Raw genomic sequence first — 12,626 nt, 5'->3', positions numbered from 1 at the left:
ATGGCCAGACGCGTGCCATACTGACCCTGCACGCATTGTCGCGCGCACGGGGTCGCCCCCGTTCATTCCATTCACTACGGATCGTCCGGCACGTACCTGCCGGTGAAGGAGAAGAAGAAATGGCGTCAGTCACCTTTGACAACGCAACCCGTCTGTACCCCGGCGGAACCCGCGCCGCCGTCGACAAGCTGAGCCTCGACGTCGCCGACGGCGAGTTCCTCGTCCTCGTCGGCCCCTCCGGCTGCGGCAAGTCCACGTCGCTGCGCATGCTCGCCGGTCTCGAAGAGGTCAACTCCGGCCGCATCCTCATCGGCGATCGCGACGTCACCGACGTGCCGCCGAAAGACCGCGACATCGCGATGGTGTTCCAGAACTACGCGCTGTACCCCCACATGACCGTCGCCGAGAACATGGGCTTCGCGCTCAAGATCGCCGGCATCGGCAAAGAGGACCGCGCCGCCCGCGTGCTCGAGGCCGCCAAGCTCCTCGACCTCGAGCAGTACCTGACCCGCAAGCCCAAGGCTCTCTCGGGTGGTCAGCGTCAGCGCGTCGCGATGGGCCGCGCCATCGTCCGTCAGCCCCAGGTGTTCCTCATGGACGAGCCCCTGTCGAACCTCGACGCCAAGCTCCGTGTGCAGACCCGTACGCAGATCGCGTCGCTCCAGCGCCGCCTCGGCGTCACCACGGTCTACGTCACGCACGACCAGACCGAGGCCCTCACGATGGGTGACCGCATCGCGGTGCTCAAGGACGGCCTCCTCCAGCAGGTGGGCACCCCGCGCGACCTGTACGAGACCCCGAAGAACGTCTTCGTCGCCGGCTTCATCGGCTCGCCCGCGATGAACCTGTTCGCGGCCGACCTGGCCGAGGGCGGCGTCCGCTTCGGCGACCTCGTCGTCCCGGTCGAGGCCGACACCATCGGCAAGGCCCACGGCTCGGAGGTCACCATCGGTGTCCGCCCCGAAGACATCCAGGTCGCCCCGGCCGACGGCCGCGGCCTCAAGGTCGTCGTCGACCTCGTGGAAGAGCTCGGCGCCGACGGCTACCTCTACGGCCACACCGAGATCAACGGCAAGCGCACCGACCTGGTCGCGCGCGTCGACGGTCGCCGTCACCCCAACGCGGGCGAGACGGTCGTGCTGGCGCCGGTTCCCGGACACGTGCACGTGTTCGACCTCGAGTCGGGCGACCGCCTGACCAACCGGGCCATCGCCTCGGCCTGACCCACGCACCGACGCGGCGCGTCCCCGGTTCCGATTCGTTCGGGCCGGGGGCGCGCCGCACTGTTTCCCGGAGGTATCCGTGTCCGAATCGCTCAGCATCACGGCCAGCACCGTCGATCCCGGCCTCCTGCAGCTTCCGTGGTCGACCGGACTCGGTGAGTGGCCGAGCAGCCACATCGTCGCGTTGCCGAAGGGCATCTCGCGGCACCTCGTGCGCTTCGCGACCCTCTCGGGACGCGTGGTGGCCATCAAGGAGACGACCGAGGAGATGGCGCGTCGCGAGTACGACATGCTCGGGAACCTCGATCGTCTTGCCGCGCCCTGCGTGGATCGCATCGCGGTGATCGCCGACCGCACGGACGCCTCCGGCAGGCCCCTCCCCGCGGCGCTGGTGACGGCTCATCTGCGCTTCTCGCTCCCCTACCGCGCGCTGTTCACCCAGGTGCTGCGTCCGCACACCGCCACGCGCCTCGTCGACGCCCTCGCCGTTCTGCTGGTACGTCTGCACAACGTCGGGTTCTACTGGGGCGATGTATCGCTGTCGAACACCCTGTTCCGTCGCGACGCGGGCGAGTTCGCCGCGTATCTGGTCGACGCCGAGACGGGCGAGTTGCACGGCAACCGCCTGAGTCCCGGTCAGCGCGCCCACGATCTCGATATCGCGCGCACCAACATCGCCGGCGAGATCATGGATCTCGAGGCCGGCGGACGACTCGAGGGTGGGGTGGATGCCATCGCCATCGCCGACGGCCTGGTGTCGTCGTACCACTCGCTGTGGGCCGCGCTCACCGATCAGGAGTCGTTCGCCGTCGACGAGTCCTGGCGTATCACCGAGCGCGTGCACCGCCTGAATGCCCTCGGCTTCGACATCGGCGAGATGTCGATCCGCACGGCGAGGGACGGCACGCAGGTGTCGATCCAGCCGAAAGTCGTGGATGCCGGGCACCACCAGCGGCGCCTGCTGCGTCTCACCGGCCTCGACGTCGAAGAGAATCAGGCCCGACGCCTCCTGAACGATCTCGACGAGTTCCGTGCCCGCGTCTCGCGGCTCGGTGCCGATGAAGAGATGGTGGCGCACGAGTGGCTCACGCGTGTATTCGAACCGATCGTCATGGCGATCCCGTGGGACCTGCGCGCCAAGCTCGAGCCGGCCGAGGTCTTCCACCAGGTGCTGGAGCACCGGTGGTACATGTCGCAGGCACGAGGCCGATCGGTTCCCCTCGCCGAAGTGGTCAGTTCGTACATCGACGACGTGCTCCGTCACCGCCGCGACGAGGCGACCGTGATGGGCCCCCCGACCGACACCATGTCGCTGCCCACGGTGTCCGACGCCGACGCCCCCGCCACGGGCGAAGTGCCCACGACCGACACCGATCTCGTCGACTGGCGCGACCTGGTCTGATCGACCGGGGCACCGCGCCGCGGTCTCCGTGCGAGGTCACGCGACCTCCCGTCCTCACGCGGTTCACGCGGGCCCGGACGTCTGACCTCGCACCGATCGTCTGATCCGACCCCCACCGAGGAACCGCACACGGAACGGCGGAGGCCGTGGCATCCGGAGTCGTTCCCGGATGCCACGGCCTCTGCCGTACGCGGGGTCAGTACCCGACGGTGAACCGCCCGCGCGTGTGCGCGGGCTCTTCGATCTCATCGAGGACGGCGACGGCGAAGTCGGCGCCACCGATGAACGAGTCGCCGTCCTCGTTCACGACGAGCACGTCGCCGCCGTCGCGGTACGACCCGGTGCGCTCGCCCGGCGCCCACGCACCGAAACCGCCGGCCGGGTGCACGTAGAACCAGTCGCGTCCGGTGTCGTCGGCCTGCAGGTCTTCGAGGATGCCGATGGCCTCACGGGCCTCGGGCTTGTACTCCTCGGCGAAGCCGTCGGTGTCGATCAGGCGCGGGCCTCCCTCGGCGACGAGCGAACCGCCGGCTCCTCCGACGACGCCCACGCGGACGTCATCCGGCAGCGCCGTGACGAGCTCGGCGATGGCGGGACGGAGCTTGCCCTCCATGTCGCCGCGGGGGGCGACGGCCGACACGAGCACGTCGACACCCTCGAGCTGCGCGACGAGGCCGGGCACATCGAGCACGGTGCCCTCGAGATACGTGGCGCCCTCGATGCGCTCCGCGGGGACGGAGCGGGCGATCGACACCACGGTGTGGCCGCGGCGGACGGCTTCGGTCACGATGTGGCTCCCGGCGTAGCCGGTGCCTCCGATGACGGCGATGCGGGGCATGGCGTTCCTTTCCGTTCGGGTGGTCTGGCGGTCGAGGTCAGTCGGCCGCGCGCAGCGTCGACACCTGGTAGAGGGCGACGGATGCCGCGATGCCGGCGTTGAGCGACTCCGTGGCAGCAGAAATGGGGATCGACACCACCTGGTCGCACGTCTCGGTGACCAGGCGCGACAGGCCCTTGCCCTCCGAGCCGACGACGATCACGACGGGACGGTCGGCGAGCTCGAGTCCCGGCAGCGACACGTCGCCCCCGCCGTCGAGGCCCAGGACGAACACGCCCTGCTTCTTGAACTCCTTCAGCGTGGCCGTGAGGTTGGCCGCAAGCGCAACGGGGATGCGGGCTGCGGCCCCGGCGCTGGTCTTCCACGCGGCGGAGTTGACGCTCGCCGAGCGACGCTGCGGGATGATCAGGCCCTGCCCGCCGAAGGCGGCCGTGGAGCGGATGATCGCGCCGAGGTTGCGCGGGTCGGTCACCCCGTCGAGGGCGACGAACAGCGGCAGTTCTCCGCGATCGATGACCTTCTCGAGCAGGTCCTGCGGGTGCGCGTACGAGTAGGGCGGCACCTTGAGCGCCACACCCTGGTGCACGCCGTCGAATCCGGCCATGCGGTCGAGCTCGGGGCGCGTGACCTCCAGCACCGGGATGCCGCGGTTGGTGGCCATCGACAGCATCTCTTTCACGCGGTCGTCCATTTCGACCCGCTGCGCGATGTACATCGCGGTGGCCGGGATCTTCGCGCGCAGCGCCTCGAGCACCGAGTTGCGGCCGGTGACCGTTTCGGTGTCGTCTGCGGCCTTGGGGCTCTTGCGGTTGGAGTTGTTCCCGACGGCGCGGACGCCGGGCCGCCCCTTGCCGCCCGCGGCGGCGTAGCGCTCCTCCGCCGCCTTGCGCTTGCCGGCGGGATGCCAGGCGCGGTCCTCGGCCTTGGGGGTGGGGCCACGACCCTCGAGTGCCTTGCGGGAGTGCCCGCCGGTGCCCTTCAGAGGGCCTTTCTTCTTGCCGGCGTTGCGTGCTCCCGGGCGTCCTGGCTTAGGCATCGATACTCCAATGTGTTCCGGCCGGAGTGTCCTCCAGCGTGATTCCGGCGGCGGCGACGGCATCGCGGATGCGGTCGGCGGCAGCCCAGTCCTTGTCGGCGCGAGCGCGGGCGCGCTGCGCGATCATCTCTTGAACGAGGGCGCCGAGCGCCGTGTCGGCGGTCCCCGTCGCGGTGGCGGCCTCGGGGGCATCCAGACCCAGGATGCCGAGCATGGCGGCGACCGAGCGGTGCGCGGCGATCGCGGTGTCGAGATCTCCCTCGTCGATCGCGGCATTGCCCGATCGCACGGTCTCGTGCAGCACGGCGATCGCCTGCGGCACGCCGAGGTCGTCGTCCATCGCCGCCCCGAAGGCGGCGGGCACCTTTCCGGGCACGACGACCGTCGGGTCGGCGTCCGCGGCCCGCAGAACGCGTTGGCGGAAGGTCGAGATGCGCTCGAGCGCGCTCGCCGCCTCGGCGAACCCCTTCTCGGACACGTCGAGGTTGGAACGGTAGTGGGCGGCGGCGAGGGCGTAACGCACGACCGTCGGGTCGTGCTCCGCGAGCACGTCGGCGGCGAGGGTGAAGTTGCCGAGCGACTTCGACATCTTCTGGCCGTCGACGGTGACGAGACCGTTGTGCACCCAGTAGCGGGCGAACCCGTCACCGGCGGCCGTGGACTGCGCCAGCTCGTTCTCATGGTGGGGGAAACGCAGGTCGAGCCCTCCGCCGTGGATGTCGAACTCGGGGCCGAGATAGCGCCGCGACATGGCCGAGCATTCGATGTGCCAGCCGGGCCGGCCGTCGCCCCACGCGGATGCCCAGGTGGCCGACGCGGGCTCACCCGGCTTCGCACCCTTCCACAGCGCGAAGTCGCGCGGGTCGCGCTTGCCGCGTGGATCCGCGTCGACCGCGGGCTCCATGGCATCCAGGCTCTGTCGCGTGAGCTCGCCGTAGGCGGGCCACGAGCGCACGTCGAAGTAGACGTCGCCCGAGGCGGCGTAGGCGTGGCCGCGGTCGACGAGCTCGGCGATGAGCTCCTGCATCTGGGTGACGGATGCCGTGGCCCGCGGCTCATAGGTCGGGGCCAGGATGCCGATCGCGGCATAGGCCCGGGTGAACTCCAGCTCCATACGATAGGCCAGTGCCCACCACGGCTCGGTGTCGGTGGCGTTCGCGAGCACCTTGTCGTCGATGTCGGTGACGTTGCGCACGAACGTCACCCGTCCGAAGCGGTGCGTGAGCCAGCGGCGCAGCAGGTCGAAGGCGAGCGCCGCGCGCACGTGACCGATGTGGGGACCCGACTGCACGGTCGGGCCGCAGACGTAGACCGTGACGTTCGAGGGGTCGAGAGGGACGAAGTCGCGGAGGTCCTGCGCCTTCGAGTCGTACAGCCGAACAGTCACTTCTCAACCCTACCGGCCGCCCCGTGCACGACACCTGGGGGAAACACGCGGCGGATACGGTGCCGGTATGCCCCTGCTCATCCGCCCCGACGACCTCACCGGCGCCGAAACGCGCGCCCTGGTCGCCGTCCACCTGGCGGGCATGCTCGAGAACACTCCCGTCGAGAGCGTGCACGCCCTCGACGCGGATCGTCTGAGCGCCGACGGCGTCACCGTATGGTCGGCGTGGGTCGACGAGGAGCTCGCCGGGATCGGCGCGTGCAAGGACCTGGGCCGTGACCGTGCCGAGCTGAAGTCGATGCGCGTCGTGCAGCACTTCCTCGGGCAGGGCATCGGCCGCGCGATGCTGCGGCACATCATGGAGGATGCCGCGGAGCGCGGCATCCGGACCCTCCTGCTCGAGACCGGCAGCACCGACGATTTCGCCGCGGCACGCGGTCTTTACGCGAGCGAGGGGTTCCGCGAGTGCGAGGCCTTCGCGCCGTACGAGCCCGATCCGCTCTCGACCTTCATGACCCGCGAGCTCTAGACGGCGATCACCAGGGCCGTGGCGAAGGCGGCGACTCCCTCGGTGCGACCGGTGAAGCCCAGGCCGTCGGTCGTGGTCGCGCTCACCGACACCGCGACGCCCCCGAGGGCTGCCGACAGCGCCTGCTCGGCCTCGGTGCGGCGCGCCGCGAAGCGCGGGCGGTTGGCCTGCACCTGCACGGAGACGTTGCCGACGCGCCACCCCGCGTCGCGCAACAGCTCGACGGTGTGGGCGAGGAACGCCTCGGCGTGCGCTCCGGCGAACTCGGGGCGGTCGGTGCCGAAATGCGTTCCGATGTCGCCCAGGCCCGCCGCCGCCAGCAACGCGTCGACGATCGCATGTGCGACCGCATCGCCATCGGAGTGTCCGGAGAGAGCCCGCTCCCCCGGCCATTCGAGGCCGGCGAGCCAGAGCGCGCCCTCGCCCCCGAAGCCGTGCACGTCGGTGCCGATGCCCACGCGGAACACCGGCGCGGAGGGCTCGGAGGAGGACGCCACGGGCGAGACCTGCATGAGAGACCGCGCGCGCTCGAGGTCGGCCCCGGTGGTGATCTTGAAGGCGATGGCGTCGCCCGCAACGGTGACGACGTCGTGACCCGCCGCGGACACGAGCGCGGCGTCATCGGTGTGATCCGCTTCAGCACTCGCGAGTGCCGCGGCGAGGACGTCGCGTCGGAAGCCCTGCGGCGTCTGCGCCGCCGCGAGCTCGGAACGGTCGACACCCTCGACGACGCGGCCCGTGTGGTCGACCCGCTTGATGGTGTCGACGACGGGGACCGTCGGGATGACCGCGGCGGCACCTGCGTCGACGGCGGCGACGACCCGCTCGAACACCGCGGAGGGTGTCAGCGCCCGCGCTGCGTCGTGCACGAGAACGATCTCGATGTCAGCCCGCAGTGCCGACACACCCGCAGCCACCGAGTCCTGCCGCGTGGCACCACCGGTCACGATCGTGACGAGGTCGGCGGCCGGCCCCGCGGCATCCCGCGCATCGGTGAGAGCGTCGCCCTCGTACCCGTCGGGCACCACGACGACCACCTGCGCGGACGGACCCCCGAAGACGCCGAGAAGACTGCGGTGCAGGATCGACCTCGCGTCGAGACCGACGAAAGCCTTCGGTGCCCCGCCGCGAAGGCGGGTGCCGGAGCCGGCGGCGACGACGACGACCGCGATCCGCGGTACAGGAGTGAGAGTCACCCGATCACGCTAGCGCGACGGCGACGAGGCGCCTCACGCCGTCTGCGGTCAGGACGCGAGGACCTCGTCGAGCACGACGCCCGCGCGATCTTCGTCGGTCTTCTCCGCCAGAGCGAGCTCGGACACGAGGATCTGACGGGCCTTGGCCAGCATGCGCTTCTCGCCGGCGGAGAGACCGCGGTCCTGGTCTCGGCGCCACAGGTCGCGTACGACCTCGCTGACCTTGATCACGTCGCCCGATGCGAGCTTCTCGAGGTTCGCCTTGTAGCGGCGCGACCAGTTGGTCGGCTCCTCGGTGAAGGGCGCGCGCAGCACCTCGAAGACGCGATCGAGACCCTCTTTGCCGATCACGTCACGAACGCCGACGAGGTCGACGTTGTCAGCCGGGACCTCGATGACGAGGTCTCCCTGCGTGACGTTGAGCTTCAGGTACTTCTTCGTCTCGCCCTTGATAACGCGTTCCTTGACCTCGATGATCGTGGCCGCGCCATGGTGCGGGTAAACGACGGTCTCGCCAACCTCAAAAAGCATGGAGTTATGTCCTTTCGGCAACATCCAGGATACCACAGGCCCGCATGCGCTAAGGTTCCGCCCACCTTTCGGCCCACCCCTCTCGCGAGCGCACCGCCCGCCCGCGCTCGCGAAACGCACGGCCCCGGACGCCGTGGGCGCGAGACGGACCCGCAGCGCGTACCCCGTAGGATGAGGGGGATGCCGTCTGTCGATCTTGGAGGATCCGTGAAAACGCGCCTGATCGCGTCCGTGGCCCTGGGTGCCGCTGTTCTGCTGGGCACGACGGGGTGCAACCTCATCGCTCCGCAGGCGACCACCATCGACTACTCGGCCTCCGACGGCGTGAACGTCCCGGCCGACGCCGGTCCCCTGTCGGTGCGCAACGCTCTCATCGTCGCCGACGACGACGGCACCACCGGCAACTTCATCGGCGCCATCGTCAACTCGACCACCGACCAGCTGGTTCTGCGCATCGAGGTCGGCGAGGGCTCCTCGGCCGTCCGCGCCGCGGTGAACGTTCCCGCCGGTCGCACGCTCAGCCTCGGCGACCTGGCCGACGACGTCGAACCGCTGCGTCTCAGCGACATCGACGCCGTCCCCGGTTCCACGGTGCCCGTCTACTTCCAGTCCGGCGACGGCCAGGGAACCCTCGTGCAGGTTCCTGTGCTCGACGGCGCCCTCGAATACCTCGCGCCCCTCGCGCCGACGCCCGAGGTGACGGTGACGCTCGCACCGATCCCCACCAACACGGTGACCCCCACTCCCACGGCGACGCCGACCCCCTCCACCTGATCGCGACGATCAAGGCGCCGACGGATCTCGCCGACGCCGACCCCTCCACCTGATCGCAACGACGAAGGCGCCGACGGATTCCGTCGGCGCCTTCGTCGTTCGCAACGTCACCCCTCGAAGCGGTAGCCCAGCCCCCGGACGGTGACGAGCATGCTGGGCTCGCTCGGGTTCTGCTCGATACGCGAGCGGATCCGCTTGATGTGCACGTCGAGCGTCTTGGTGTCTCCGAAGTAGTCGGTCCCCCACACGCGGTCGATGAGCTGGCCGCGCGTCAGGACGCGTCCCGCATTGCGCATCAGCACCTCCAGCAGCTCGAACTCCTTCAGGGGCATGTTGATCTCTCCCCCGTCCACCGCCACCGTGTGGCGGTCGATGTCCAGGACCACGCGCCCCCCGGCCAGGACGCGGTCATCGAGGTCGCTGTCGTCCGGTGTGCGACGTCGGAGGACCGCGCGCATGCGGGCCAACAGCTCACGCGTCGAGTACGGCTTGGTGATGTAATCGTCGGCGCCGAGCTCGAGTCCCACGACGATGTCGACCTCGGAGTCCTTGGCCGTGAGCATGATGATGGGCACCTGAGAGGTCAGGCGCAGCTGCCGGCACACCTCCGTGCCGGGCATGCCCGGGAGCATGAGGTCCAGCAGCAGGATGTCCGCGCCTCGGTCGCGGAACGCTGTCAAGGCCAGAGCGCCGTCCTCGGCGATCTCGACCTCGTAGCCCTCCCGGCGGAGCAGGTAAGCCAGGGGGTCGGCCAGGTCGGGCTCGTCCTCGACGATCAGAACACGAGTCATGGGGTGTCTTCCTTCACGGGTGCGGGAGTGGCGCCGGAGGCCTTGCGGCCTTTGCGACGCGGTTTCGGACGGACGCTGTCGAGGTCGGGAGTCTCCGACAACGGAAGGCGGATGGTGAATGTCGAGCCGCGGTCGGGCCGCGACCACAGTCGTACCTCACCGCCGTGGCGCTGCACGGCGTGCTTGACGATCGAGAGGCCGAGTCCGGTACCGCCGGTACGACGCGAACGCGCCTGGTCCGCGCGGTAGAAGCGCTCGAACACACGGTGCTGGTCGCTTTCGGGGATGCCGATGCCGCGATCGGTGACGGCGATCTCGACCACCTCGGCGTCGAGCTTGACGCCGACCCCCACCTTCGACCCCTGGGGCGAATAGGCGATGGCGTTCGCGATGAGGTTGCCGACGGCCTCGGTGAGGATCTGAGGCTCGCCACGCACCCAGAGCCCCTTCGTGCCGCCGCGCACGACCACCACCTGAGCCGAGTCGGCCTGCACGATGTGCGCCTCGACCGCCGCGGTGACGACCTCGTCGACCGACACGTCGCGGACGTCGCGCAGCTCGTCCGACGCCTGCAGGCGCGACAGACTCAGGATGCGATTGACGAGGGCGCCCAGACGGGCCACCTCGGCCTGCATCCGCGACGCGAAGTGACGCACCTGAGCGGGGTCGTCGGCCGCCGACTCGATGGCCTCGGCGAGCAGGCTCACCGCGCCCACGGGGGTCTTCAACTCGTGACTGGTGTTGGCCACGAAGTCCCGGCGCATCTCCTCGACCCGCTCGCGCTCGGTGATGTCGCGCAGGACGAGCAGGGTGAGCCGATTCGAGATGGGCGTCGCCCGCACCGCGACCAGGCGAGCCTCCGCGGGGGCGGCCCCGCGATGCAGTCGGAGGTTCTCCGCGACGCCGGCGCCGGTATCGCGGGCGAGCCGGGCCACACGTTTCAGCTCGTCGCTGGAGACGACCTCGCCGGCGTGCACGCCGAACACCTCGGCAGCGGGAGAAAGCGCCAGCACCGTCGACGACATGTCGCACACGAAGGCGGGGTCGTCCATCGCCTCGAGCATGGCGTCCACCCCCTCCGGCACGTCGACGGTCGTCTGGGCCAGGGATCGATCGCGAGCCCGCAGTGCCCAGACCACCAGGCCGACCACCGTGGCTCCGATCAGGAGACCTGCAAGGAGCGAGAGCAGCGCGAGCTGCGGTTGTTCCATGGCTCCAGCGTAGGGGCGAGGGTCAGGCTTCACCCGCCGTTCACCCCCGTTCACCGGCGCGAGCGGGCTAGTATTCACTGTCACAGCACCGCTCGTTAACCTTCGCTGGGGAGAATCCCCGAGGGTTGCGGAACACCCTTGTGCCGTGCCGCCGACGAGGAAGGTACCCGCCATGCGCGAAGTATTCCACCAGTCCCTCGAGGACGTCCAGAGCCGCCTGGTCGAGATCGCCGACCTCGTGACGGTCGCGATCGATCGCGCCACCCGCGCGTTCGGAACCAGCGACGTATCCCTCGCCGAAGAAGTCATCGAGGCCGACGCGATCATCGACGAGAAGGCCGTCGCGCTCGACGAGCTCGCGATCGAGATCCTCGCTCGCCAGCAGCCCGTGGCGCGCGATCTGCGCATCGTGGTCACCGCCCTGCGCGTCAGCGCCTCGCTCGAGCGCATGGGCGACATGGCCGAGCACATCGCTCAGCTCGCGCGCTCGCGCTTCCCCGAGCGGGCGATCCCCAAGGGCCTCAAGAGCACGTTCACCCGCATGGGCGAGCTCGACGTCGAGGTCGCACGCAAGCTCGCCGAGCTGCTGCGCACGCAAGACCTCCGGATCGCCGAGGCGATCCGCGACGCAGACGACGACATCGACGAACTGCACGTGAGTGTGTTCGAGAAGGTGCTCGGCGACTCATGGAAGGGCGAGGCGACGGCCACGGTCGACGCGACCCTCGCGAGCCGCTACCACGAGCGCTTCGCCGACCACGCGGTGTCGGTCGCCAAGAAAGTCGTCTACCTCGCCACCGGCGACTGGGCCGGCGCCGACGACGAGACCGTTCAGGAGCCCAGCCCGGTCATCTGAGCGTTCGACGAGAAGGGGGTGGATGCCGATCGGCATCCACCCCCTTCTCGTCGTCGCGTCAGTGCTTGTTGCCCTGGGCCGCCACCGCCGCGGCGCCGGCTGCCGCAGCCTCGGGGTCGAGGTACTCGCCCGGTCCGACGGGGGTGAGGTCGTCGTTCAAACGGTAGACCAGCGGGATGCCGGTGGGGATGTTCAGCTCGGCGATGTCCGCGTCGCTGATGCCCTCGAGGTGCTTGACGAGCCCGCGCAGCGAGTTGCCGTGCGCGGTGACGAGCACGGTCTTGCCCGCCTGCAGGTCGGGGACGATGTCGCTGTGCCAGTAGGGCAGCATGCGGTCGATCACGATCTTGAGTGACTCGGTGTCGGGCACCTCGCCGTCGATGCCGCCGTAGCGGGGGTCGCCGACCTGGCTGTACTGGTCGTCTGCGGGCAGCGCGGGCGGCGGCACGTCGAACGAACGACGCCAGAGCATGAACTGGTCGTTGCCGAACTCTTCGAGCGTTTGCGCCTTGTCCTTGCCCTGCAGCGCACCGTAGTGACGCTCGTTCAGGCGCCACGAGCGCTTGACGGGGATCCAGAGGCGGTCGGCCGCGTCGAGCGCGATGTTCGCCGTCTGAATGGCACGGCTGAGCACCGAGGTGTGCAGCACATCGGGCAGAATGCCGGATTCGGCGAGCAGTTCGCCCCCGCGCTTCGCCTCGGCCTTGCCCTGGTCGGTGAGTCGCACGTCGACCCAGCCGGTGAACTGGTTGGTCTTGTTCCACTCGCTCTGCCCGTGGCGGAGGAGGATCAGCGTGTGAGGCATGCCCCCATGCTATCGACGCACGGGCCCCTGACCGCAGCCGCGGCTGG

Annotated in this window: 13 protein-coding genes; 5 read left to right on the top strand and 8 right to left on the bottom strand. The window is 69.7% G+C overall.

Annotated elements, in window-relative coordinates:
- Window positions 1-119: 119 nt before the first annotated feature.
- Window positions 120-1,223 (top strand): ABC transporter ATP-binding protein, encoded by a 1,104-nt coding sequence (locus tag MT347_RS13700; protein ID WP_243501777.1) that lies wholly within the window; start codon window positions 120-122, stop codon window positions 1,221-1,223.
- Between the two features lie 79 nt (window positions 1,224-1,302).
- Window positions 1,303-2,625 carry a DUF4032 domain-containing protein gene (locus MT347_RS13695; protein WP_243501776.1) on the top strand — a complete coding sequence of 441 codons (1,323 nt, stop codon included), beginning with the start codon at window positions 1,303-1,305 and terminating at the stop codon, window positions 2,623-2,625.
- Between the two features lie 196 nt (window positions 2,626-2,821).
- Here the strand turns inward: MT347_RS13695 and MT347_RS13690 are convergent, their stop codons facing one another.
- The 3 genes from MT347_RS13690 to cysS are packed head-to-tail and all read right to left on the bottom strand — an operon-like array spanning window position 2,822 to window position 5,886.
- Window positions 2,822-3,463 carry an NAD(P)-dependent oxidoreductase gene (locus tag MT347_RS13690; protein ID WP_243501775.1) on the bottom strand — a complete coding sequence of 214 codons (642 nt, stop codon included), beginning with the start codon at window positions 3,461-3,463 and terminating at the stop codon, window positions 2,822-2,824.
- Between the two features lie 37 nt (window positions 3,464-3,500).
- A complete protein-coding gene (rlmB, locus tag MT347_RS13685; RefSeq protein ID WP_243501774.1) occupies window positions 3,501-4,499 on the bottom strand; it encodes a 23S rRNA (guanosine(2251)-2'-O)-methyltransferase RlmB in 999 nt (332 codons plus the stop codon).
- Window positions 4,492-5,886 (bottom strand): cysteine--tRNA ligase, encoded by a 1,395-nt coding sequence (gene cysS, locus MT347_RS13680; protein WP_243501773.1) that lies wholly within the window; start codon window positions 5,884-5,886, stop codon window positions 4,492-4,494. Before cysS ends, rlmB begins: the two co-directional genes overlap by 8 nt.
- 67 nt (window positions 5,887-5,953) lie before the next feature.
- Here cysS and MT347_RS13675 point away from each other — a divergent pair, with 67 nt between their 5' ends.
- Window positions 5,954-6,415 carry a GNAT family N-acetyltransferase gene (locus tag MT347_RS13675; protein ID WP_243501772.1) on the top strand — a complete coding sequence of 154 codons (462 nt, stop codon included), beginning with the start codon at window positions 5,954-5,956 and terminating at the stop codon, window positions 6,413-6,415.
- On the opposite strand, the gene ispD is transcribed toward MT347_RS13675, so the two are convergent.
- Both ispD and MT347_RS13665 read right to left on the bottom strand, forming a co-directional pair.
- On the bottom strand, window positions 6,412-7,611 hold the full coding sequence (gene ispD, locus MT347_RS13670; RefSeq protein WP_243501770.1) for a 2-C-methyl-D-erythritol 4-phosphate cytidylyltransferase: 1,200 nt from the start codon (window positions 7,609-7,611) through the stop codon (window positions 6,412-6,414). The genes MT347_RS13675 and ispD overlap by 4 nt on opposite strands.
- A 48-nt stretch (window positions 7,612-7,659) precedes the next feature.
- A complete protein-coding gene (locus MT347_RS13665) occupies window positions 7,660-8,142 on the bottom strand; it encodes a CarD family transcriptional regulator (RefSeq protein WP_055956557.1) in 483 nt (160 codons plus the stop codon).
- A gap of 207 nt (window positions 8,143-8,349) precedes the next feature.
- On the opposite strand from MT347_RS13665, the gene MT347_RS13660 reads away from it, so the two are divergent.
- Window positions 8,350-8,916: a DNA modification methylase gene (locus tag MT347_RS13660; protein ID WP_243501768.1), complete on the top strand. Its 567-nt coding sequence runs from the start codon at window positions 8,350-8,352 to the stop codon at window positions 8,914-8,916.
- Window positions 8,917-9,023: 107 nt separating this feature from the next.
- Here MT347_RS13660 and MT347_RS13655 read toward each other — a convergent pair whose 3' ends face one another.
- Both MT347_RS13655 and MT347_RS13650 read right to left on the bottom strand, forming a co-directional pair.
- Window positions 9,024-9,707: a response regulator transcription factor gene (locus MT347_RS13655; RefSeq protein WP_243501766.1), complete on the bottom strand. Its 684-nt coding sequence runs from the start codon at window positions 9,705-9,707 to the stop codon at window positions 9,024-9,026.
- Window positions 9,704-10,918, bottom strand: coding sequence for a cell wall metabolism sensor histidine kinase WalK (locus tag MT347_RS13650; protein ID WP_243501764.1), 1,215 nt, complete (start codon window positions 10,916-10,918; stop codon window positions 9,704-9,706). The genes MT347_RS13655 and MT347_RS13650 overlap by 4 nt, the downstream gene beginning before the upstream one ends.
- Before the next feature lie 172 nt (window positions 10,919-11,090).
- Here MT347_RS13650 and phoU point away from each other — a divergent pair, with 172 nt between their 5' ends.
- On the top strand, window positions 11,091-11,774 hold the full coding sequence (gene phoU, locus MT347_RS13645) for a phosphate signaling complex protein PhoU (RefSeq protein WP_243501762.1): 684 nt from the start codon (window positions 11,091-11,093) through the stop codon (window positions 11,772-11,774).
- A gap of 58 nt (window positions 11,775-11,832) precedes the next feature.
- Here the strand turns inward: phoU and MT347_RS13640 are convergent, their stop codons facing one another.
- Window positions 11,833-12,579 carry a phosphoglyceromutase gene (locus MT347_RS13640; RefSeq protein WP_243501760.1) on the bottom strand — a complete coding sequence of 249 codons (747 nt, stop codon included), beginning with the start codon at window positions 12,577-12,579 and terminating at the stop codon, window positions 11,833-11,835.
- Between the last annotated feature and the right edge of the window lie 47 nt (window positions 12,580-12,626).

Origin of the sequence: Microbacterium sp. VKM Ac-2923 (assembly GCF_022815605.1) — a bacterium.
GTDB lineage: Bacteria > Actinomycetota > Actinomycetes > Actinomycetales > Microbacteriaceae > Microbacterium.
This window is presented reverse-complemented; position numbering and strand designations above follow the sequence as displayed.